The sequence below is a fragment of the Alloalcanivorax xenomutans genome, from assembly GCF_032810065.1.
GTDB classification, from domain to species: domain Bacteria; phylum Pseudomonadota; class Gammaproteobacteria; order Pseudomonadales; family Alcanivoracaceae; genus Alloalcanivorax; species Alloalcanivorax xenomutans.
On the sequence record NZ_CP136538.1, the window covers coordinates 1,716,182 to 1,738,411 of the forward strand.

A 22,230-nucleotide genomic window follows, 5' to 3' on the forward strand; every position below is an offset into this window, starting at 1 on the left:
ACTATGACGACAACTACCAAGTCCCTGCTGATCGCCGCCCTGTTGGGTGCGTTGGGCGGTTGTGCCTTCGCTCCGGGCGCGCACATCTCCAACGCGCCGGGCTGGTTCAGCGAAGACGACGGCGTGGAAGCCGAGGCGCTGCCCGATGTGGTGGAAATACACGAGATCAGCACCGCCATTTTGCGGCAGACGGAGCAGGAAGGGCCGCTGATGCCCCCCGAGGCGTTGCTGGAAGAGCCGGAAGATTACGATTACCGGGTGGGCCCCGGTGACGTACTGCAAATCACCGTTTGGGATCATCCGGAGTTGACCATTCCCGCCGGCTCCATGCGCAGCCCGTCTGAGTCCGGTAACTGGGTGCACAACGACGGCACCATCTTTTACCCCTATGTGGGGAAAATCGACGTCAATGGTCTGAAGGTCACCGAGATCCGTGATCTGATCGCCAGCCGCATTTCCCAGTACATCGAAGACCCGCAAGTGGATGTTACCGTGGCGGCGTTCCGCAGCCAGAAGGTCTACGTCACCGGTGAAGTGAAACAGCCGGGGGCTTACCCCATCACCAATGTGCCCATGCGTCTGCTGGACGCGGTGAACGCCGCTGGGGGCCTGGGTGAAAACGCGGACTGGACCGATGTGGATCTGAGCCGGGATGGTACGGACTATCGTCTGAGTCTGAGAGCGGTATACCAGGAAGGGAATCCGGCCCATAACGTGCTGATGCGCCCCGGCGATGTGGTGCATGTGGCGCGTAATGAGGACAACAAGGTCTTTGTGCTGGGTGAAGTGAAGGAACCGAAACCGGTACCCATGACCCGCAATGGCCTGACCCTGGCGGAAGCCCTGTCCACCGTGGGCGGCTTCAATCAGCAGACCGCGGATGCATCCGGCGTCTTCGTGATTCGTAGAGCTCAGCCGGGTGCGGAGAACCTGGTGGATGTGTATCAACTGAATGCCAAGGACGCCACGGCTCTGGTCATGGCCGATGCCTTCACGTTGCAATCGCGCGATATCGTCTATATTACGGCTGCGCCGGTGGCCCGTTGGAATCGCATTATCCAGAATATTCTGCCTACGGTGCAGATGATCTATTTCGGCGCGCTGGCCAATGACAGAATCCGGGACCCTGACAGCTGATGTTTGAGAACATCCTGGTCGTGTGTGACGGCAATATCTGTCGAAGCCCTACAGTGGCAGCGCTATTGCGTGAGCTAAAGCCGGAAAAGACGGTGAGCTCCGCCGGCTTGGTGGGCCTCCAAGGGCACGATATGGACCAGATGGCCCGGGACGTGGCCCGGGCCAACGGCCTCGATTGTGGCGACCATAGCGGGCGCAAGCTCACCAGTGCCCTGTGTCGCGGCGCCGACCTGATTCTGGTGATGGAAACCCGCCAGCGGGACCGCATTATCAGCCAGTTTCCCGAGGCCAGTGGCAAGACCTTCCTGCTGAGCCACTGGAACGGTGGTCACGACATTCCGGACCCTTTCCGCCGCGGGCGGGAAGTGTTTGAACGCATCTACCCCATGCTGCGGCAGGCCACCGAGGCCTGGGCCGGCAAACTTTGATCAAAAGGAACGATCTTTCCCTATGAGCAGCCCGCAAACCGACAACTCCGGCCGCCTCAATGTGATCAACGACGAAATCGACCTGCGCCGCCTGTGGGGGCTGTTGCTGGACGCCCGCTGGCTGGTCATCGGCACCACGGTGCTCGCCCTGGTATTGGGGCTGGCCTATGGCTTCGTCGCGACTCCGATCTATAAAGCGGATGGTCTGCTGCAGGTGGAACCCAAAACAGGCAGTATGGCCAGCATCGGCGATCTGAATGAGCTGCTAAGTCAGGAATCCTCCTCCGAAGCCGAGATCCAGTTGATCCGCTCCCGCATGGTGCTCGGCCAGGTGGTGGATCAGTTGCACATGGACATTGGTCTGGCGCCGGACCGGCTGCCGTTGATCGGGGCTTTCGGGGCGCCGGAGCCGGCACCGGAAGGAACCCAGGTGCCGCTGTTCGCCGGTTTCCGGGATAGCGAAACCTACGTCACCGTGAACCATTTCAATGTGCCGGACCGTTTGCTGGACGAACCCTTTACCTTGAAATCCGAGGACGGCCAGCCGGCGCTCTATTACGACGGAGAACTGGTGGCCAAGGGCCCGGCGGATCAGCCCCTGCGCAGCGAGGACGGCGGCATCCATTTGGAGCTGGGCGAGTGGCAGCCTGGTGAAGAAGAGCTGATCCTCACCAAATATTCGGTGCTGACCGTGGTCAACGGTATTCGTGCCAATCTTGGCGTCAGTGAAGTGGGCAAACAGACCGGTATCATCAATATGAGTTATACCGGTCCTAATAAGGGCCGCATCCGTGCCGTGCTCAACGCCATTGCCGATAACTATGTATTGCAGAACATTCAGCGCACCGCCGAGGAGGCGGAAAAGAGCCTGGAGTTCCTGGATCAGCAACTGCCGGAAATCAAAAGCACGCTGACCAGCGCGGAAGAGAAGCTTAATGCCTACCGGCTCAAGAGCGAGTCCGTGGACCTGAGCCTGGAAACCCAGTCCGTGCTGGAGCGGCTGGTCTCCATCGAGGCCAAGCTCAACGAGCTGAAGATCAAGGAAAGCGAGGTCTCCGCCCGTTTTACCCGTGAGCACCCGGCCTACCGCACCCTTTTGCAACAGCGCCGCTCCCTGGAAAACGAGAAAGCGGAAATCAACAAACAGATCAATCAACTGCCGGAAACTCAGCAGGAAATCCTGCGGCTGATGCGCGATGTGGAAGTGAATCAGGAGATCTACGTTGCCCTGTTGAACAAGGTGCAGGAGCTGCGCATCATGCGGGCCAGCACCGTGGGAAATGTGCGTGTTATTGACAATGCGCTGGTTCAGCCGCAGCCGGTGAAACCACAAAAAGGCCTGGTCGCTGCTTTGGCGGCGTTGTTGGGATTGATGATGTCCGTGGGCTATGTGCTGGTCCGTGCCGCTTTCAATCGTGGCGTGGAGACCCCAGACCAATTGGAAGAGCAGGGCATTTCCGTCTACGCGGCGGTGCCGTTGTCTGAAAGCCAGCAAAAACTGGATCGGGTACTGGATGCCCTGCGTCGCCGCAAACGCAGCAAACATGAGCCGATTCCGTTGCTGGCGGAAAAAGATCCGGGTGATCTGGCCATCGAGGCGCTGCGCAGCCTGCGAACCAGCCTGCATTTCGCCATGATGGAGGCGGACAACAAGGTACTGATGATCTCCGGCCCCAGCCCGGGGGTGGGTAAATCCTTCGTCACCGCCAACCTGGCGGCGGTACTGGCCCAGGTGGGGCAGCGCGTGGTGGTGGTGGACGCCGATATGCGCAAGGGACACCTGCACCGCTACTTTGAGAACGATGGCCAGACCGGGCTGTCGTCGTTCCTCTCCGGCCAGGCGGATCTGGAGCAGGTGCTGGTGCAAACCAAGGAAGAAAACCTCTCCTTCATTTCCCGTGGCCAGATCCCGCCGAACCCGGCGGAGCTGCTGATGCACAAGCGCTTCGGCGAGCTGATGGACAAACTCTCCGAGCAATTCGATCTGGTGCTGGTGGACACGCCGCCGATCCTGGCGGTGACCGACGCCGCCATTGTCGGCCAGCTGGCCGGCACCAGCCTGATCGTGGCCCGCTACGGCCAGAACTCGGTGAAGGAAATCGACGTCACCATCAACCGCTTCGAGCAGAACAAGGTCACCATCAAAGGCGCCATCCTCAACTGCATTGAACGCCGCGCCTCCAACGAATACGGCTATTACAGCTACTACAAGTACAGTAGCGATAAGAGTTGAGCTTCTCTCTGTGGGAGCTAGCTTGCTAGCGAATGTTTTTATTCATACGTAAGAGCAATTCGCTAGCAAGCTAGCTCCCACAGTAAATCCACACATAAACCCAAACGCTATATTCCCATAGCCAATCAATCATTGAATGGAATATGCGAGCCAGTACCATGGATGGCTTTAAGGTAATCCGCTACCTGACCACGGGCGCTCCCTGACCTATGACTCCGGAAATCCTGTTCACACTGCTGATTGTTCTGGGCGTGTTGATCGCTTTGGCCAGTAACCGGGTACCGGCGGAAGTGACCATGATGGGGGCCATGGTGATCGTGCTGGTCACCGGTATCATCACCCCGAAGCAGGCCTTGGCGGGGTTCGCCAACCAAGGGTTGATGACCGTCGGCGTGTTGTACATCGTGGCCGCCGCGCTGAGGGATACCGGCGCCATCTATTGGGTGGCCCACAAGCTGCTGGGCCAGCCCAAAACCGCCTTCGGCAGCCAACTCCGTCTGATCGCGCCCACCGCCTTGCTCAGTGCCTTCCTCAACAACACCACGGTGGTGGCGATGATGATCCCGGCGGTGCAGGAATGGGCCCAGCGTCTGCGGTTGTCAGCCTCCAAACTGCTGATGCCGCTCAGCTACGCCGCCATCCTTGGTGGCACCTGCACCCTGATCGGCACCAGCACCAACCTGGTGGTGGACGGCCTGGTGCAACAAAAAGGGCTGCCCGGGTTCCACATTTTCGACCTCACCTGGGTGGGCTTGCCGCTGTTGGTAATCGGCTCGGTGTTTCTGTTGTTGTTCGGGCGGCGTCTGCTGCCCAGCCGGGAAGGGCTGGTGGAGCAACTGGAGCACGCCCGCGAATACCACGTGGAAATGCGCATCCCCGAGGGCAGCCCGCTGCATAACAAGACCATCCAGGAAGCCGGCCTGCGCAATCTCACCCACGGTTATCTCACCGAGATCCAGCGCGACGGCCATCTCTATACCGCGGTGGGCCCGGACATGCAGCTGCAGACCGGCGATCAGCTGGCCTTTATCGGCGCTCCGGAAACCGCCCGGGAATTGCAGCGCATCAACGGCCTGGTGCCCGCCCACGGCGCCGTGCACAAGCTGAACCTTAACACCCACCAGCGCTGTCTGGTGGAAGTGGTGATCGGGCCGGAATTCCCCGGCGTCAACCAGACCGTCAAGGAAGCGGCGTTCCGCACCCGCTACCAGGCCGCCATTCTCAGCATCAGCCGTCATGGCCTGCGCCTGCCCGGCAAGGTGGGGGAAATGGTGCTCAAGGTGGGGGATACGCTGCTGCTGGACACCGGCGAGAGCTTTATCGAACAGTACCGCTACCGCCGGGACTTCATGCTGGTGAGTCCGCTGCGGGATTCCACGCCGCCGGATTTCCGTAAGGCGCCGCTGGCCACCGGCATTCTCGGGCTGATGATTCTGATGAACGTGCTGGGCTGGTTCTCGGTACTGGAAGCGGCGTTCCTGGCCGCCGGGCTGTTGCTGGTGACCCGCTGTGTCACCGTCAACCGCGCGCGCATGAACGTGAGCGTGAACCTGCCGGTGCTGGTGGTGATTGGCGCGTCCTTTGCTTTGGGCACGGCGCTGGAAGAGAGCGGGGCGGCGGGCTGGATCGTGGACAGCCTGTTCCGTGCCCACATCACCTCGCCGTGGATGGCGCTGGTGCTGATCTATGTGATCACAGCGCTGTTCACCGAGCTGATCACCAATAACGCCGCCGCGGTGCTGGTGTTTCCGCTGGCGTTGGGAGTGGCGGAGCAGTTGGGCGTGAGCCCGACGCCCTTCATCGTCGCGGTCATGTTCGCCGCCTCGGCCAGCTTCATGACGCCGCTGGGTTATCAGACCAATCTCATGGTCATGGGCCCCGGCGGCTATCGCTTCACCGACTACCTGCGCATCGGCGTGCCCATGAGCCTGCTGGCGGGGGCGGTATCCATCACGCTGATCCCGTTGGTCTGGCCGTTCTGAATTCTGTCGAAACACTATTCGCGAGCAAGCTCGCTTCCCACAGCGGCTCCGTAGTCATGCTTATTGTGTGAGAATCTCCCACAGACGAACTACGAAGCCGCTGTGGGAGACTGGCTTGCCAGCGAATTAAACCCCAATCCCTTCAATCAACTGCTTCACGCAGGTCTCAATATCATTCTCGGCGGTGTTGATCACCACCTCCGGCTTCTCCGGCGCCTCATAGGGGCTGTCGATGCCGGTGAATTCCTTGATGATGCCCTGGCGCGCTTTCTGGTACAGCCCTTTGGGGTCACGCTTCTCGCACTCTTCCAGCGGCGCATCCACGAACACTTCCACGAACTCGCCGTCCTCGAACAGTGCCCGGGCGGCATCGCGGTCGGCCCGGAAGGGGCTGATGAACGCGGTCACCACCACCAGGCCGGCGTCCACCATCAGCTTCGCCACTTCGGAGACACGGCGGATGTTCTCGGTGCGGTCCTCGTCGCTCATGCCCAGGTTCTTGTTCAGGCCATGGCGCACATTGTCCCCGTCCAGCAGATAGGTGTGCTTGCCTTGCTGAGTCAGAGCCACTTCCAGAGCGTTGGCCAGAGTGGATTTGCCGGAACCGGACAGACCGGTCAGCCAGATGCACTTGGGGGTCTGGCCCTTGGCCTTGGCCCGGTCGGCCTTGGTCAAGTGGGATTGGTGCCAGATCACTTCGGCCTTGGCGTCGTGCTCACGCTTCTGATAAGGGCTGTCGCTCATTGAATCCTCCATTGATGGTAAATGCCGGCTGGCAGCCCGCTATGGTAGGGCTTTGGCCGGGGGGTTCAATATCTATTGGTTCTTTGCTTAAACCTTCGCCAGCAGGCTCGCTCCCACAGCAATCCACGAAGCCGCTGTGGGAGCGAGCTTGCTAGCGAATGTATGCCGTGCCCCCTTCGCATCAAAAAATGCCAGGATAATAAAAAAGCATTGTCCGGTATTTATCCTTAACCCTTTAGGGTTAGCCAAAAAGAGCACCATCGTCCAACCCAACCCCTTGAAGCGGCAACACTTTTACGGAAATCGGTATTGTCAGGAAAGGGTCACAAAAGACTACCAGAATCGCCAGCTGACAATATTGTGAACGTATTGGGGTATCGGTAGTATCGTGCCCGGGCGGCGGCTGCAAATAATAGAAACCGATGAAGTGTTACAGGGGTGTAAAAACTTCACAAACCGGTATCCGCTCAATGTTCAGGTCAGGGGGATCCCAGTACAGTGCGGAGCGGCTGGCGCGATTGGAATGATCGCGGGCCAGGCCGAGTAGTTGGTAACAGCCAGGATGTAAGGATGCGATCGGCATGAGGAGGCAAGCAGCTTGGGACGCCCCGCGACAGCCACAGTTCGGCACCCCATGCCGGCCCGCTTGTAGAGGCTTCGGGTAACCTATGTTGGACCCCAGCTCATCCGCCATGAACACCGCCGCCAGTCAGAATGCCTGGTACGTGGTGCAGTGCCGCGCCAACCAGAACTACCGAGCCCGGGAAAACCTGGAAAACCAGGGCTTCACCTGCTTTCTCCCCGAACTCTCCGTGGAACGCCTGCGCGCCGGACGCCGTATCCAGCGCGAGGAGCCGCTGTTCCCCGGCTATTTGTTTATCCGTCTCGATCGCGCCGGTGGCTGGCACACGGTGCGCTCCACTCGTGGGGTGCAAAAATTGGTCACCTTCGGCAACCAGCCGGTGCCGGTGCCCGACCAGGTGGTGGAAGAACTGCAAACCCGTACCGAAAGTCAGCACCAGGAGCAGGCCTTTGCTCCTGGCGACACCCTGCGCATTGAAAATGGTCCGTTCAAGGATCTGGAAGCGGTATTCCAGCGCTTTGATGGCCAGGAAAGAGTAATTGTTCTGATGGGCATGCTGCACAAGCAGCACCAGTTAACCCTGTCCATCAAGGACGTCAGCCGCCATTAGACCATCCCCCAAATGGGGAATGGCCAACCGGATCGGCGGCCATACAATGCAACCGGGCCAACACTGCCCACCCGTTCTCAGGGAACCGACGGTAAACCCTGTGGCGGTAGCGTGCCTGGAACCAGACCGGCTGTTGTATTCGCTGGCAAGCCCGCTCCCACAGCGGGCACTACGGAGCCGCCGTGGGAGCGGGCTTGCCAGCGAATCGGCTTGCCTCGCAAGCGAGGCAGGGGCAGAATATAGCTAACCTAGCTAATCCGGGATGGGCCCGATGAAAATCAATATGCATGAAGCCAAGTCGCAACTCTCCAAGCTGGGAGAAAAAGCGTGGAAAGGTGAGCGCATCATTATTGCCCGTGCGGGCAAGCCATATTTGGATTTGGTGCCTCACCAGGAGGAGCCTCGCCGGCCGGGTCGATACAAAGGGCAGATCGTCATCGCCGAGGATTTCGATGACACCCCCGAAGAGATTATCGCAGCGTTCGAGGGTGACGGATGAGACGTCTGTTGCTGGATACCCACGCTTTTCTGTGGTGGCTGGGTGATGATGCTCGTCTCGGCGAGCACTGCCGCACACTGCTGGCCGATCCACGAAATGAAGTTTATGTCAGCGCCGTGACCGCCTGGGAAATTGCCATCAAGAAGGGGCTGGGTAAACTGCGGGCACCAGACGATATCGACGCAGTGGTCGAGGATGAAGGTTTCAGCAAGTTGCCAATCTCCGTCTACCACGGTGATCAGGCGGGTTCACTACCGGACCTTCATCGAGACCCCTTTGACCGGATGTTGATCGTCCAGGCCCAGGCGGAAGGGCTGACATTGGTAACAGTGGATCAACATATCCTCCAATACCCTGTCAAAACCCTGGCCGCGGACACATAACCTTGAAATCGGAGCCATGAAAGAGGCAGAGGGCAAGGATATGAATTTTCGGACTATTGAAGCCTCCTCCAATGAGGAATTGAGAGACGATTGGCTCAGAGAAGCTCAGCGTAGAGCAACGGAATGGGACGAGGGTGTGATCCAACCCACGCCCGGAGATGAGGTATTGAAGAAGGCCCGGGCACTGATTCGATGAGCTATATGCCCCAAATCCCATTCTCAGCATAAGGCGTCCTCTACATCGCCGCTGTGGGAGCGGGCTTGCCAGCGAAGTAGGCACGCCGAACGCCGTATTCGCGGCCAAGGCCGCTTCCCACAGCGGCTTCGAGGCCCCCTGTGGGAAGATTGTCGGGCGGCGCTCCGCTCGCAAGCGAACATTGAAAATGCCCGTATTCATAAAAAGGTGTACACTTAACCCCCAATAAAGGGGTGTAAATGTGCACTTATGACCCGAGACGAACTACAGAAAACCTTGAGCGAATGGGACAAACGTGGCCGGTACGTCTTCTCCCGCCACGAGATGCGGCGCCTGTTTCCCAATGAATCGGAAAAGTCATTGGAAAAGAGTCTGGCGCGCATGGTAGAGCGTGGCTTGCTGCAGCGCGCCGCCCGAGGGGTATATCTGAACCCCTACGCCGGCAGCCAGGACGGCTACGCCATCGAGCATATCGCCAAGGCGCTGCGTCCCGGTGATTACAACTACGTGAGTCTGGAATCCGCCCTGAGCGAATATGGCGTGATTTCGCAGATCCCCATCGACCGGCTCACCGTGATGACTACCGGCCGCAAGGGCACCTACCGGACCCGTCACGGCACCATCGAGTTCACTCATACCAAGAGAGGGCTCGACGAGATATTAAAGAGCATGGTGCCGGTACCGGGGCGGCCATTGCGCATCGCCACGCTAGCCGCCGCCCGCCGGGACTTGCGCCGTGTAGGCCGCAATTGCCATCTGATGGAACAGGAGGGGGCCGGTGATGGCCAGTAAGGATTTCGAGGCGCTGGTCACCCGGGCCATGGCGGTGCCGGGCCGGACCCACATGCGCCCGGTGGTGGAAAAGCTGTGCATTTTCGGCAACGGCGCACCCCCGCTACCGCGACATCTGGGACTTGCAATGGCTGGCCCAGCGGGAAGCTAAAATGGACGAAGCCGTACTGCGCGCCAAAATCGATGATTATGGGCTTGAGGATTATCCCGGCAAGCTGGAACAGGCCATCAAGGAACTGCCGGGACGTATCCAAAGCCAAGCGTTCATGGATACACTGAGCCGTTTTCTGCCCGAGGATACCCTGGATCGGACCCTCAAAAGGGCAGGGTTCCTGGACTATCTGACCAGCGCCGTCGGTGGCCATTTGCAAACCGCCCTAAAGGCGTTGCGAGCGGGCTCCGCGCCTGAACCACCGTTCAACATGTAGAGATGATCTCCGTCACCGGCATACGAAAAGCACCAACTGCCATCCGTATTGTATACCCCTGTGGGAGCCAGCTTGCTGGCGAAGTAGGCCGGCGCCGAACGCCGTATTCGCGGCCAAGGCCGCTTCCCACAGCGGCTTCGAGACCCCTGTGGGAAGGCTTGCTCGCAAGCGAACCCGCCCTCTACACCGCCGCTGTGGGAGCCAGCTTGCTGGCGAATCCGTTCTCCCCAACAGGGAGAACGGACAAAAAAACATAAAAAAGGCAACACCAAGGAAGGGGGGAACCACAATGCACCAATCCAGCACCCGCTGGCCGGAAATCCGCCACCACGGCGCCGTCGACGGCGTCACCGGATCCGCCCACGAATTGTGTCTGGACCACCAGCACAGCCTACTGGTGGACTGCGGCCTGTTCCAGGGCCGCGACCAGGGCCCCGGCGGCGCCAACGCCGACGACCTGACCATCGATTTCCCGGTGGCCCAAATCAAGACCCTGGTAATCACCCACGTGCACATAGACCACGTGGGCCGAATACCCTGGTTGCTGGCGGCGGGCTTCAAAGGCCCGATCCTCTGCAGCCAACCCTCGGCGAAGCTGCTGCCCATCGTCCTCGAGGACGCCTTCAAACTGGGCTTCAGCCGCCGGCCAGACGACATCGACCGTTACCTGCGGGTGATCAAACGGCGCCTGGTGCCGCTGCCCTACGACCAATGGCACACCGCCCTGGACGCCGGCCACGGCCAGATACGAATAAGGCTGAGACGAGCAGGGCACATCCTCGGCTCCGCCTACGTGGAATGCGACGTAAAAGGGCCGCCGGGCCGGCACCGGGTGGTGTTCTCCGGAGACCTGGGCGCACCGCACGCCCCCATGTTGCCAGCACCCAAGCCGCCCCACGGCTGCGACACCCTGGTGATCGAAAGCACCTACGGGGACCGCAACCACGAAGACAGAAAGGAACGCCAGCAGCGGCTGCAGCGGGTACTAGCCCGCGCCCTGCAGGACCAGGGCACCGTCCTGATCCCGGCCTTCAGCATCGGCCGCACTCAGGAACTGTTGTACGAACTGGAGGACATCCTCCACCGCAACCCAAAGAGCAGAGTGCACAAAACCCTGCCCTGGAACGAACTGCCGGTGATCCTGGACTCCCCGCTGGCCAGCCGCTTCACCAGGGCCTACCGGGAACTGAGACCCTTCTGGGAACAGGAGGCGCTCAAGCGGATCACCAAGGGCCGCAAGCCCCTGGGCTTTAAACAACTGCTCACGGTGGACGACCACGACGCCCACCTGAGAATGGTCCGCCACCTGGCGGACAGTGCCCGCCCCGCCGTGGTGATCTCCGGCAGTGGCATGTGCACCGGCGGCCGCATCGTCAACTATCTGAAGGCGATGCTGCACGATCCCAGGCATAATGTGCTGTTTGTCGGCTACCAGGGCAAAGGCACACCGGGGCGGCAAATACAACGGCAAGGGCAGGGTGGTACCGTGACTCTGGACGGAGAAAACCACGCCATCCAGGCCGGCGTGGACAACCTAGGCGGCTACTCCGCCCACGCCGACCAGCAAGGGTTGATACGGTTTGTCACTGGCATGCGGAAGGCTCCAACTGCCATCCGCATCGTGCACGGCGACGATGGCGCAAAGAGGACATTGCAAGGCGAGCTGAAGCGCTTGCTCCCCCAATGCCGCATTTTATACCCCTGTGGGAGCCAGCCTGCTGGCGAATAAGCCATGCCGAACGCTGTATTCGCGGCCAAGCGGAGCGCCGCCCGGGCCGCTTCCCACAGCGGCTTCGAAGCCCCCTGTGGGAAGCTTGCTCGCAAGCGAATGACTTTAATGGCCAGCTCCGTAGGCTTAGGTCGCTTGGATGTAATGTGAATATATGCTACAAACAAAGTAAATTAATCGAATTTGAGGCATATATTCACATGACATTGCAAGAACTTGGCACCCAGTTTGCCGGGTTACGCAAGGCAAACGGCCATAGCCAACAACAAGTGGCCGCCATGAGCGGGGTGGATCGCACCGCGGTTTCCCGCTTTGAATCCGGCCGGATCACGGAACTGGGCTTCAGCAAAGTGGAGCGGCTATTCGCGCTATATGGGATGGAACTGGCGCCAAAGTCCCGTAAAACGCCGACGCTGGATGATCTGGTGAGGGAGCGTGAATGGCCTCAGTAGACGAACTCGACGTCACCAGTGGCAATGAACTGGCGGGACGGTTGAGCAGGAGCGCCAGGCACGCCGGCGAAGAGTACAGCTTCGCTTACCGTACCGATGAGCCGGAACGGGCGGTCTCGCTGACCATGCCGCTGCGCACCGCATCCTACCAGTTCCCGAGGCTGCACCCGGCGTTTGCCCAGAACCTTCCCGAAGGCTATTTGCGGGATGCCATTCGCCGCACGGTAAGCAAACTGCACGGTGCCAGTGATCTGGCGTTGCTCGCCGCGCTTGGCCCATACCAGATCGGCCGCCTGGGCTATGTTTTGCCAGGCCAGGCCACGGAAATGGCGCACTCGACCGAAAGGCTGGAAACACTGCTGGATTCAGACAATCCGGATTTGTTCGCCGAGCTGGTGGAAAAGTACGCACTGAACTCGGGTATATCGGGAGTGCAACCCAAACTGCTGGTGGATGTTGCCGCTGAACCACCAAGAGACAAAGCCGCGATTCGCTCCAGCAGATTGATCGTCAAAGCCTGGGGCACGGATTACCCGGACCTGGCGCTGAATGAATATTTCTGTATGCGGGCCGCCAGCAGGGCGGGGCTGGACGTTCCCCGTTTCGATGTCTCCCGTGACGGCCGGCTGTTCATCATGGAACGCTTCGACGTCACGGAAACGGGCGCCTACCTGGGCTTTGAAGATGGCTGCGTATTGCAGGGACTGTCACCGGAAGAAAAATACGACGGCACCTATGAGCGCCTGGCCAGAGCCGTATCCGAATTCGTATCGCCGGCATTGCGACAAACCGCGCTGGCCAGCCTGTTTCGCTCCATCGTGCTTTCCTGGGCGGTGCGAAATGGCGATGCGCACCTGAAGAACTTTGGTGTGATCTATGACCGCCCCGGCGGCACGGTGGCTTTGGCCCCGGCCTACGATATCGTGACCACCACGGCGTACCTGCGTAACGATGTGCCGGCGCTCCATCTTGCAGGCAGTAAGCGCTGGTGGCCTCTGGATCGTCTGGCCGAATTTGGCGCCCGGCACTGTGCCCAGAATACCCGGCAGGTCAAAGAGACGATTGGCGCCGTGGGCAGCGCGCTGACAACGACCTTGCCTGAATTGAAAGACGCCTCCCCGCGCTTTCCGGATGTGGCACCTGCCATGATCAAAGCCTGGGAAGAAGCAGTGAATGAAATCGCGGCATGGGCATAGGCCCTGCTCCCCCAATGCCGCATTTTATACCCCTGTGGGAGCCAGCCTGCTGGCGAATGAACCTTCGGTCCCGTGGAATACACTCTCTGTATCCCCACGCAACGCCGACAAACCCGCTGTGGGAAGCTTGCTTGCAAGCGAACAGAGTCACTGTAGGAGCCTGCCTTGCAGGCGAACGAGGTGCCCCCCAAGGCCCGAAGCTACACACGAATTACCTGGCCCCACTACCGGGACCCGCAACTCAGAAATACGGGAAGTAAAACCCCAATGACCAAACAGAAACGCATCCTCAGCATCTTCGGCACCCGCCCGGAAGCCATAAAAATGGCCCCGGTGGTCAAACAGCTGGACGCCGACCCGCGCTTCGACAGCCGTCTCTGCGTTACCGCTCAACACCGGGAAATGCTGGATCAGGTACTGAATCTGTTTGAACTGACCCCGGACCACGATTTGAACATCATGGCGCCAGGTCAGGATCTGTATGACATCACGTCCCGTATCCTTGTCGGGCTGCGCGATGTACTGAAGGAAGAAAAGCCCGATATGGTCCTGGTGCACGGTGACACCACCACCACCCTGGCCGCCTCGCTGGCCGCGTTCTACCAGCAAATTCCCATCGGCCACGTGGAAGCGGGACTTCGCACCGGCAACTTGATGTCCCCCTGGCCGGAAGAAGCCAACCGCAAGCTCACGGGTAATTTGGCCCGGCTACACTTCGCGCCTACCAATACAGCACGGGACGCGCTGCTGGCGGAAGGCGTCAATGAGGACATCATCAAAGTGACTGGCAACACCGTTATTGATGCCTTGCTATGGGTGAAGGAGCGAATCGAAAACGACAACGGGTTACGAGCGGACTTAAAGGGCCAACTCCCTTACGGCACGGAGCGGCCTCTGGTTCTGATCACCGGTCACCGCCGTGAGAGCTTCGGGGGCGGCTTTGAACGCATCTGCCAGGCCATCGCTCAATTGGCCGGGGAGCACCCGGAGAAGGAATTCGTTTACCCCGTGCATTTGAATCCCAACGTTCAGGAGCCGGTGAATCGTTTGCTGAAAGGCCATAGGAATGTTCATCTAATCCCACCGCAGGATTACCTGCCTTTTGTCTGGCTGATGATGAACGCACGGTTGATTCTCACCGACTCCGGCGGTATCCAGGAAGAGGCACCCTCATTAGGCAAGCCCGTACTGGTAATGCGCGATACCACCGAACGCCCGGATGCCGTATCTGCGGGGACGGTCAAGCTGGTCGGCACGCAAAGTGAGAACATTTTCAGCGAAGCACACCGCCTGCTCACCGACGAAGACGCTTGGCAAGCGATGAGTCGGGCGCACAATCCCTACGGTGACGGCACTGCAGCAGCCCAAATTGCAGATCATATTGCCCAAGCATCCCCCTAACGCTTGTAGGAGCGGTTCTCTTCATACAGAAAGGGCCGCTACGACACCCCCAAACACGAATATTGATCTAGGACAAGGAACCGTATGAACTTCGACACGATCTGTGTAGTTGGCCTCGGCTACATCGGCCTGCCCACCGCCACCATGTTCGCATCTCGCCGCAAAAAGGTGGTTGGCGTGGATGTTAACAAACATGTGGTGGACACGATTAACCGTGGTGAAATCCATATTGTTGAGCCAGAGTTGGATATTGCGGTGCATGCCGCCGTCAAAGAAGGTTATCTGCGGGCGACTGCCCGCCCGGAGCCAGCGGACGCATTCCTGGTAGCAGTACCGACTCCCTTCAAGAAGAGGCAAGCGGAAGACGAAATCCCCTCTCCCGATCTGAGCTACATACAAGCGGCAGCGGACTCCATTGCACCAGTACTGGAGAAGGGAAACCTGGTGATTTTGGAATCCACATCTCCTGTGGGGGCAACGGAGCAAATGGCTGATTGGCTGGCTGAGGCAAGACCTGATCTGACCTTCCCCCAACAAGCGGGAGAGGAGGCGGATGTTATGGTGGCGCATTGTCCTGAGCGGGTGCTTCCTGGACGTGTTATGTACGAGCTAATCGAAAATGACCGTATCATTGGTGGTATGACCGCGAAGAGTAGTACTGCAGCTTGTGACCTTTACAAAACCTTTGTAAGAGGGGAGTGTCTCACCACAACTGCTCGAACAGCGGAAATGGCAAAACTGACAGAGAATGCCTTTAGGGACGTGAATATCGCGTTTGCCAATGAGCTTTCCATTATATGTGATGGGCTTTCCATCGATGTTTGGGAGCTAATTAAAATGGCAAATAGACACCCAAGAGTAAATATTCTTAATCCTGGTCCAGGAGTTGGTGGTCACTGCATTGCAGTCGATCCGTGGTTTATCGTAAGCCGGTCTCCCAATGAGTCCAAAGTTATAAAATCGGCCAGAGATGTTAATGATGGAAAGCCGATCTGGACGTTTGAGAAAGTGAAAGAAGCTGTAGAGAGGATAAGGAATAAGAAAGGCAATGTTACGGTGGGTGTATACGGGTTAACATTTAAGGCTGACATTGATGATTTGAGGGAAAGCCCTGCTATGAGGGTGAGTGAGTTGATTGTCTCGAACATTGATGCTGAGTTTGTTTTTGTAGAACCGAACATAAAAAAGCTGCCTTCTAGTTTGGAAGGGCAAGGTGTTATGAAGGAGTTTGATCAGGCTGCTAAATGTTGTGATTTGCATGTTTTTCTCGTGGACCATAAAGAGTTTTTAGATAAAAGCGAAAAAGTGTCTGGCGAGATATTTGACACTAAAGGTATTGTTAAAAGAGATGGGTTATAAAATGAAGAAGCCTAATGTATTTATGCTCGGAGCGCCAAAGTGCGGGACAACTTCGTTGGCTACATATTTGTCTGGCCACCCCGATGTGTTTGTAAGTAACCCAAAGGAACCTGCATTTTTTGAGGATGTTGATATTCGGGGGGTTAGTAGCTGGGATGAATACAAGCGGGTTTTTTCTCGTGCTAACGAGTCGCACACGGCTGTCATAGACGCATCTACAGGCTACTTGCACTCTGACAATGCTGTGAGGCAGATAATGGAGTACCAGCCACAGGCAAAGTTTATTGTTGCTCTTAGGAATCCAGTTGATATGTGTATTTCCCTTCATGGTCAAGCTATAAGAGGTGACTATGCGTTCAATGAGGATTTTGCAAAGAGCTGGAAACATAGTCTGGAGCTGAATAGAAATAAAAAAAGTCTGAGCCCAAAACAAAAATATTTACAAAACTACATTGATAGATGCATGTTGGGACAGCAGTGTAAGAAATTAATAAATGAAGTGCATAGTGACAGTGTCCATTTTGTGATTTTCGATGAGCTAAAAAAAGCCCCAAGAAAAGTTTACTTGGAAACCTTGGGTTTTATTGGTGTCGAGGATGATGGAAGATTTGATTTTCCTGTTGAAAATTCAGGGTTTATGATCAAGTATCCGTTTCTAAATAAGGCTTTATCCCTTCTCGGAAAAGCGAAAAGAAAAATGGGGCTGCATTCCTCCGTGGGGCTTGCGTCTAAATTACAAAGAATGAATTCTAGAGAGGGTGGGAGAGTTGAGGTTGAGGATAAGTTAAAGGCGGAAATGAAAGAGATCTTCCAGAATGATATTCTGGAATTAGAGAAAATTACAAAGAAAGATTTGGGGTTGTGGAGGTAGTAAAGCGGAATGGCTGCTATTACAACAATAGTCCCTGTCAGAAGAGCTATACTAGGGCCTGGCCTGATAATTCACATTACTGTGCTTGCGGCTATTATTTTTTTTCAATCATTTTATTCAGAGGGTCATGCGGACTATATTTATCATACTATTTATTCGGTATTCTTCATCGAATCCGCAGTTCTTTCTTGCTACATAATAAATAAGTCTTTGATTTCAGGGCTTTTTTGCCTTTCGTATGTTCTGCTTTTTATGACGAATCCGTTGCTCATAAGTTTTGGGGTTGTTGAATATTACGGTTCGTCATTAACGCTTATCTCTTCTAATCTTTTAATTGGGATGGGGTACGTTTTTTTTGTTTTGGGGCTGGTGGTTTCTGATCTTTTGATTGGTTCGGTAGAGAAAGACAGAGTTCTATATAGTTCGGAAGGGTTGCTCTGGGCGTCAAAAAGAATGCAAGAGGCCGTTATTATAGGTTTTTTTGTTTTCTTGGGTATTATGCTCGCCAGCGGGGTTAACCCCCTAGTTGCTGAGAAGAGTGTTCGGGTGCAGGGGGGAGGGATCTCTTTAATTTACGCTCTTTTTGTGTACTTCCTTCTAATGGCTCCGATGTCGATATTCCTGTCGGGGGCGTCTGGTAATCTATTTAAAGTAAGAAATATACTATTTGTTATATTCGTTGTTGTGGCGAATTTTGCAGTGTACAGAATTAGATCATTCCCTATTGCTATTATTCTTTCCTTCTATTTTGGCTATGTTTTTTATAGAAAGGGTTTCCTGATTACAGAGGGGCTCAAGATAGCAAGCATCCCTAAGTATATGGCCTTGATATTTGTGGTCGTCCTTTTGGTGGTTGGAGTTGCTATTTTGAGGTCTGGCTTTGTTTCTGGATTTGATAATATCGATATGGAGCGGGCAGAAATTATTATTAGAAGATCTATAGAGAGGACCGATCTAGGATATGCCTATTATGTTAGGCAGGCGCTGGAACGCTTTCCTCAGTTTCACCCCTTTTTAAATGGGGATTCGTATCTCAGGATATTGTACGGGTTCGCTCCCTTTGTAGAGCGTCCGGAGCTTACAGCGTACGTCTTTGCCAACGAAGTTGTAGACGGGGTTGTAGGCCGAGTGAGTGTTTCTCCTGGTGTTATAGGTGATGCGTATATCAATTTCGGATACTGGGGCGGTGGCATTGTCATGTTTTTGTGGGGCTGTTTTTTTAATTTAATCCGCCCCTTGTCTTTGCGTTGGATGACAGTGATTAGTACGATGGGGATGTGGTTACCTTATCTTGTGAGAGGTAATTTCAACAATACGGTGTATTTGTTGATCGCAGCGTACTTAATTTCCTTGATGGCCGATAAGCTATACTTCTCTCGATCTATTGTTGGGCGTGAATGAGTTTTGGTTTATATGAAAAAGGTCGCCATATTTTATCATTTTATTGCTCATTATAGAAAAGAAGTGTTTTTAGAGTTGGAGAAAAAAGGGGATTATCATTTCTTCGCTGACGAAAATGATTACACCTCTCAAGGTATAAAAGGTGTTGGCAAGGAAGAGCTGCGGAGCTTTACCAAAACTAGGTGCATTAAAGTTTATAAGAAATTTATGTGGCAGAAAGGGGTTTTTTCAAACTCTATATCGCATGATTATGATGTTTTGATTTATTTGGCAAATCCCTATTATCTTTCTACTTGGGTTTCGGCGCTTGCGGCGAGAATGCTTGGGAAAAAGGTTTTCTTTTGGACTATAGGTTGGCATCGGCCGCTTCGTCCTCTTAGAGATATGGTGAAGATTTTTTATTACTTAATTCCAAGCGGGATTCTTTTGTATAACGATAGAAATAAAAAGATAATGAAAAGAATTCCTTTTCTTTCAAAGAAATGGATCTTTTCTGTATATAATTCGGTGTCGGGTATTGATGCTGGCAATATGAAAGAGAGGGATAATATTACAGAGCTTGACCCTGGTTATCTGATATGTGTGACGAGGCTTGAAAAGAAGCGGGGCATTGATGAAATAATTAAGGCAATGAAGATAATAGAAGATCGGCATGGCTGGCGACCACAGCTTTTGCTTGTTGGGGACGGATCTGAGCGGGATTTTCTGGTCCAATGTGCACAAGAATATGGAGTTCAAGTTCAATTCTGGGGATCTTCATATGATAAAGAAGAACTTTCCTCTCTTTATTCTTCAGCCGCAGTGACTGTCGCTCCGGGAATGGTTGGTTTGACTGCCATTCAGAGTATGTCTCATGGGGTTCCAGTAATTACACACTCCGACAATACGAGACAGGCACCTGAGTCTGAGGCGGTTATAGAAAATGAGACAGGTTTTTTATTCGAAATAGGAAATGTTGAGGGGTTGGCGAATGCTATTTTGAAGGCCGCAACTATATATAATAGCCCAGAGGATAGATCTAAGATAAGGGCACGATGCCTGGACGAAGTTATATCTAAGTGGTCTCCCGTTCCTCAGGCTAGAAGGATTCATGCAGCTGTTACAGGTGGAGATGATGCGTCTACTGATTAGAAAAATCATAGGAAGGTTAAGGCTAATTAAGTACGGCTTGTCCAAAGTCCATAATACGTGTTATTTGGCTGCTGGGTCAAAGATATCAAAAGACTTTGTTATGGGGGAGTGCGGGTTTGTTAACTCCGGAGCGTTGATATATCCGCGGGTTTTAGTCGGCCGGTACGTTATGTTTGCTAAGAATGTTTCGATTATTGGTGGGGACCACGCTTTTCGATCTGTTGGCGTGCCAATAATTTTTTCTGGCAGGGAGGAGGTCGCTGATACTCATATTGGCGATGATGTATGGATTGGGCAGAATTCTATCATTATGCGAGGCATCAAAATTGGGGATGCTAGTATAGTCGCTGCAGGCTCAGTAGTTACTAAGGACGTTCCTGCAGGACAAGTATGGGGTGGTGTGCCCGCTAAATTTATTCAAAATCGCTTTAATAGTGATGCGGATTTAGCCAGCCACCTCGATTCGATTAAGGATGGATACCGTGGAATACATCAGTTCACAGGAAAGGTTACCTAGTCATGGCTGAAAACAAAGCTGAAAATATTGTTCTTGTAACTGGAGGAACCGGATCATTCGGTAAGACGATGGTTAGCAAGTTGTTGGCCGAAGGTTATAAAGAGATCCGTATCCTCAGCCGGGACGAAGCCAAACAAGAGGAAATGCGAATTGCCTACGGGCGCCCTGAGCTTAAATTTTATATCGGTGATGTTCGGGACCGTGCCGCGGTTGATAAAGCCATGAAGGGCGTCGATCTGGTATTTCACGCTGCTGCGCTGAAGCAGGTTCCTTCGTGCGAGTTTTTTCCGATGGAGGCGGTGAAAACCAACATCATCGGCAGCCAGAATGTTATCGATAGTGCGGTGGACGCGGGGGTGAAGAGCTTGGTGTGCCTCAGTACCGATAAAGCGGTGATGCCGGTGAATGCCATGGGCATGTCCAAGGCAATGATGGAAAAGGTGGCGCAAGCTTCCAGCCGCCAACTAGGTGAGGGCGACACGGTCATTTCCTGTGTTCGGTACGGTAACGTGATGTGTTCGCGGGGCTCTGTTATTCCTCTCTTCATCAAGCAAATCAAGGAAGGTAAGCCTTTGACATTAACCGAGCCTTCCATGACTCGTTTCATGCTTTCCTTGAATGATGCCATTGAGTTGGTCCATTTCGCTTTTGAGAATGCCAACCAAGGCGACATTTTCATCAAGAAAGCGCCTGCCTGCACTGTTCGGCTTCTGGCAGAGGTGCTGCAGGAGATATTTAACGCTGATAACGACATTCGGGTTATCGGTATGCGTCACGGTGAGAAGCTTTATGAGACGCTGGCCAGTGCCGAGGAATTGCGTCGCTCCGAGGATATGGGCGACTATTACCGGGTAACCTACGACGACCGGGATCTCAACTACGCCAAGTATTTCACTGAGGGTGATGTTCAGGAGTCGGCTGTTGAGGACTATCACTCTCATAACACCTACCAACTCATCAAAAATGAGTTGAAAGACCTGCTTTTGACTCTCCCCGAAGTGCAAGCCGCACTGGAACACTGAAGGAGCTTCTCATGAAGACCGTCATTACCGGCGCTGCTGGCCTGTTGGGTTGGCATCTGCGTAGCCATCTGAGCGTACTCGATGCCTGGAAGGAAGAGGTTGTCGCGCTGGATCGTCTCGGTTTTAACGACGACTCTACCCTCGATGCGGCTCTTAGTGGCGCAGAGGTTGTTATTCATTGTGCGGGTATAAACCGGGCTGATGACCAGGCACTGGAGCAGGGCAATATTGATTTGGCGGACCGATTGGTGTCCGCCATGCGCCGTACCGGTGCCAGACCCCACTTGATTTATACCAACACAATCCATAAAGAGCGCGATAATGCCTATGGCCGGGGTAAGGCTGGCGCTGACCGGGTGCTTCGCGGATGGGCGGAAAGTGAAGGCGCCCGATACATGGAATTGGTGTTGCCGCACGTGTTTGGTGAAGGTGGGCGGGCCTTCTACAATTCAGCGGTTTTCACATTCTGTCAGCAGATCGTAGCGGGGGAGTCCCTGTCTATTAATGCGGGTGGTATGCTGGAACTGCTGCATGCCCAGGATATCTGTGCCCGTATCGTGGATGTGCTTGAGAAGAGAGAAGTCGGTGAGCTGCGCTTGAAAGGGCGGTCTATCTCCGCTGCAGAGGTCGCCGGCAAGCTGTCCGCTATGCACGCCAGCTATACAGGGCATGTAGTACCAGATCTGCGTGATCGGTTCGATTTGGAATTATTCAACACTTTGCGCTCCTTCTTGTATCCTGCCCATTACCCCTGCGCCTTGACGCTGCACACCGACGATCGGGGTTCATTGTTTGAGGCGGTTAAGGCGGATAACGGCGGCCAGGCGTTCCTTTCGACGACGAAACCTGGCATTACCCGCGGTAATCATTTTCATTTCAATAAGGTGGAGCGCTTTCTGGTTATCAAGGGCGAGGCGGTCATTCGGCTGCGTCGCCTGTTCGATGACGAGGTGAAGGAGTTTCACGTTTCCGGCAGTGAACCAGTCTATATCGACATGCCCACCCTCCACACCCACAGCATCACTAACGTAGGGAGTGAGGAAGTGATGACGCTGTTTTGGAGTCACGAGATTTTCGATCCTGGCGCCCCGGATACCTATTTCCTGCCGGTGCTGCAGGATCAGGAGAGCTGATTG

At 55.2% G+C, this 22,230-nt stretch carries 22 protein-coding genes; 21 read left to right on the forward strand and 1 reads right to left on the reverse strand.

Going from position 1 to position 22,230, the window contains the following annotated elements; all coding sequences use genetic code 11:
• Positions 1 to 3 precede the first annotated feature (3 nt).
• The 4 genes from RYH70_RS08095 to RYH70_RS08110 all read left to right on the forward strand — a co-directional run bounded on the left by RYH70_RS08095 (position 4) and on the right by RYH70_RS08110 (position 5,780).
• Entirely contained in the window at positions 4 to 1,137 is a 1,134-nt protein-coding gene (locus RYH70_RS08095; protein ID WP_317010020.1) for a polysaccharide export protein, read from the forward strand.
• Positions 1,137 to 1,565, forward strand: coding sequence for a low molecular weight protein-tyrosine-phosphatase (locus tag RYH70_RS08100; RefSeq protein WP_317010021.1), 429 nt, complete (start codon positions 1,137 to 1,139; stop codon positions 1,563 to 1,565). Before RYH70_RS08095 ends, RYH70_RS08100 begins: the two co-directional genes overlap by 1 nt.
• 22 nt (positions 1,566 to 1,587) lie before the next feature.
• Entirely contained in the window at positions 1,588 to 3,798 is a 2,211-nt protein-coding gene (locus tag RYH70_RS08105) for a polysaccharide biosynthesis tyrosine autokinase (RefSeq protein WP_317010022.1), read from the forward strand.
• A 209-nt stretch (positions 3,799 to 4,007) separates the two neighbouring features.
• Positions 4,008 to 5,780, forward strand: a complete 1,773-nt coding sequence (locus tag RYH70_RS08110; protein WP_317010023.1) for an SLC13 family permease — start codon at positions 4,008 to 4,010, stop codon at positions 5,778 to 5,780.
• A 126-nt stretch (positions 5,781 to 5,906) separates the two neighbouring features.
• On the opposite strand, the gene cysC is transcribed toward RYH70_RS08110, so the two are convergent.
• Positions 5,907 to 6,524, reverse strand: coding sequence for an adenylyl-sulfate kinase (gene cysC, locus RYH70_RS08115; protein WP_063140814.1), 618 nt, complete (start codon positions 6,522 to 6,524; stop codon positions 5,907 to 5,909).
• Between the two features lie 668 nt (positions 6,525 to 7,192).
• Between cysC and rfaH the strand changes: the two genes are divergently transcribed.
• The 17 genes from rfaH (at position 7,193) to RYH70_RS08200 (ending at position 22,227) form a co-directional block, all read left to right on the forward strand.
• Complete coding sequence (gene rfaH, locus RYH70_RS08120) at positions 7,193 to 7,717, forward strand: transcription/translation regulatory transformer protein RfaH (RefSeq protein ID WP_317010024.1); 525 nt, start codon at positions 7,193 to 7,195, stop codon at positions 7,715 to 7,717.
• 271 nt (positions 7,718 to 7,988) lie between these two features.
• The gene (locus tag RYH70_RS08125) at positions 7,989 to 8,216 is read left to right on the forward strand and encodes a type II toxin-antitoxin system Phd/YefM family antitoxin (protein WP_063140810.1); all 228 of its coding nucleotides are present in this window, start codon (positions 7,989 to 7,991) and stop codon (positions 8,214 to 8,216) included.
• Positions 8,213 to 8,599 carry a type II toxin-antitoxin system VapC family toxin gene (locus RYH70_RS08130; RefSeq protein WP_063140808.1) on the forward strand — a complete coding sequence of 129 codons (387 nt, stop codon included), beginning with the start codon at positions 8,213 to 8,215 and terminating at the stop codon, positions 8,597 to 8,599. The genes RYH70_RS08125 and RYH70_RS08130 overlap by 4 nt, the downstream gene beginning before the upstream one ends.
• Positions 8,600 to 9,044: 445 nt before the next feature.
• Positions 9,045 to 9,587 carry a type IV toxin-antitoxin system AbiEi family antitoxin gene (gene abiEi / locus RYH70_RS08135; RefSeq protein ID WP_317010025.1) on the forward strand — a complete coding sequence of 181 codons (543 nt, stop codon included), beginning with the start codon at positions 9,045 to 9,047 and terminating at the stop codon, positions 9,585 to 9,587.
• A complete protein-coding gene (locus RYH70_RS08140) occupies positions 9,577 to 9,738 on the forward strand; it encodes a hypothetical protein (protein WP_167374824.1) in 162 nt (53 codons plus the stop codon). The genes abiEi and RYH70_RS08140 overlap by 11 nt, the downstream gene beginning before the upstream one ends.
• Positions 9,710 to 10,015 (forward strand): hypothetical protein, encoded by a 306-nt coding sequence (locus tag RYH70_RS08145; protein ID WP_233924904.1) that lies wholly within the window; start codon positions 9,710 to 9,712, stop codon positions 10,013 to 10,015. Before RYH70_RS08140 ends, RYH70_RS08145 begins: the two co-directional genes overlap by 29 nt.
• A 289-nt stretch (positions 10,016 to 10,304) precedes the next feature.
• Positions 10,305 to 11,744: an MBL fold metallo-hydrolase gene (locus tag RYH70_RS08150; protein WP_317010026.1), complete on the forward strand. Its 1,440-nt coding sequence runs from the start codon at positions 10,305 to 10,307 to the stop codon at positions 11,742 to 11,744.
• Positions 11,745 to 11,944: 200 nt separating this feature from the next.
• Positions 11,945 to 12,196, forward strand: a complete 252-nt coding sequence (locus RYH70_RS08155) for a helix-turn-helix domain-containing protein (protein WP_063140798.1) — start codon at positions 11,945 to 11,947, stop codon at positions 12,194 to 12,196.
• A complete protein-coding gene (locus RYH70_RS08160) occupies positions 12,184 to 13,392 on the forward strand; it encodes a type II toxin-antitoxin system HipA family toxin (protein WP_317010027.1) in 1,209 nt (402 codons plus the stop codon). The genes RYH70_RS08155 and RYH70_RS08160 overlap by 13 nt, the downstream gene beginning before the upstream one ends.
• A gap of 267 nt (positions 13,393 to 13,659) precedes the next feature.
• Positions 13,660 to 14,793 (forward strand): non-hydrolyzing UDP-N-acetylglucosamine 2-epimerase, encoded by a 1,134-nt coding sequence (wecB, locus tag RYH70_RS08165; protein WP_317010166.1) that lies wholly within the window; start codon positions 13,660 to 13,662, stop codon positions 14,791 to 14,793.
• 84 nt (positions 14,794 to 14,877) lie between these two features.
• Positions 14,878 to 16,152: a UDP-N-acetyl-D-mannosamine dehydrogenase gene (gene wecC / locus RYH70_RS08170; RefSeq protein ID WP_317010028.1), complete on the forward strand. Its 1,275-nt coding sequence runs from the start codon at positions 14,878 to 14,880 to the stop codon at positions 16,150 to 16,152.
• 1 nt (position 16,153) lies between these two features.
• Positions 16,154 to 17,023, forward strand: coding sequence for a sulfotransferase family protein (locus tag RYH70_RS08175; protein WP_317010029.1), 870 nt, complete (start codon positions 16,154 to 16,156; stop codon positions 17,021 to 17,023).
• A 9-nt stretch (positions 17,024 to 17,032) separates the two neighbouring features.
• Positions 17,033 to 18,424: a hypothetical protein gene (locus RYH70_RS08180; RefSeq protein ID WP_317010030.1), complete on the forward strand. Its 1,392-nt coding sequence runs from the start codon at positions 17,033 to 17,035 to the stop codon at positions 18,422 to 18,424.
• 12 nt (positions 18,425 to 18,436) lie between these two features.
• Entirely contained in the window at positions 18,437 to 19,555 is a 1,119-nt protein-coding gene (locus RYH70_RS08185) for a glycosyltransferase (RefSeq protein WP_317010031.1), read from the forward strand.
• Complete coding sequence (locus tag RYH70_RS08190; RefSeq protein WP_317010032.1) at positions 19,515 to 20,072, forward strand: DapH/DapD/GlmU-related protein; 558 nt, start codon at positions 19,515 to 19,517, stop codon at positions 20,070 to 20,072. Before RYH70_RS08185 ends, RYH70_RS08190 begins: the two co-directional genes overlap by 41 nt.
• Positions 20,073 to 20,074: 2 nt before the next feature.
• Positions 20,075 to 21,094, forward strand: coding sequence for an SDR family NAD(P)-dependent oxidoreductase (locus RYH70_RS08195; RefSeq protein WP_317010033.1), 1,020 nt, complete (start codon positions 20,075 to 20,077; stop codon positions 21,092 to 21,094).
• 11 nt (positions 21,095 to 21,105) lie between these two features.
• Positions 21,106 to 22,227 carry a polysaccharide biosynthesis C-terminal domain-containing protein gene (locus RYH70_RS08200; protein WP_317010034.1) on the forward strand — a complete coding sequence of 374 codons (1,122 nt, stop codon included), beginning with the start codon at positions 21,106 to 21,108 and terminating at the stop codon, positions 22,225 to 22,227.
• The last annotated feature ends 3 nt before the right edge of the window (positions 22,228 to 22,230 follow it).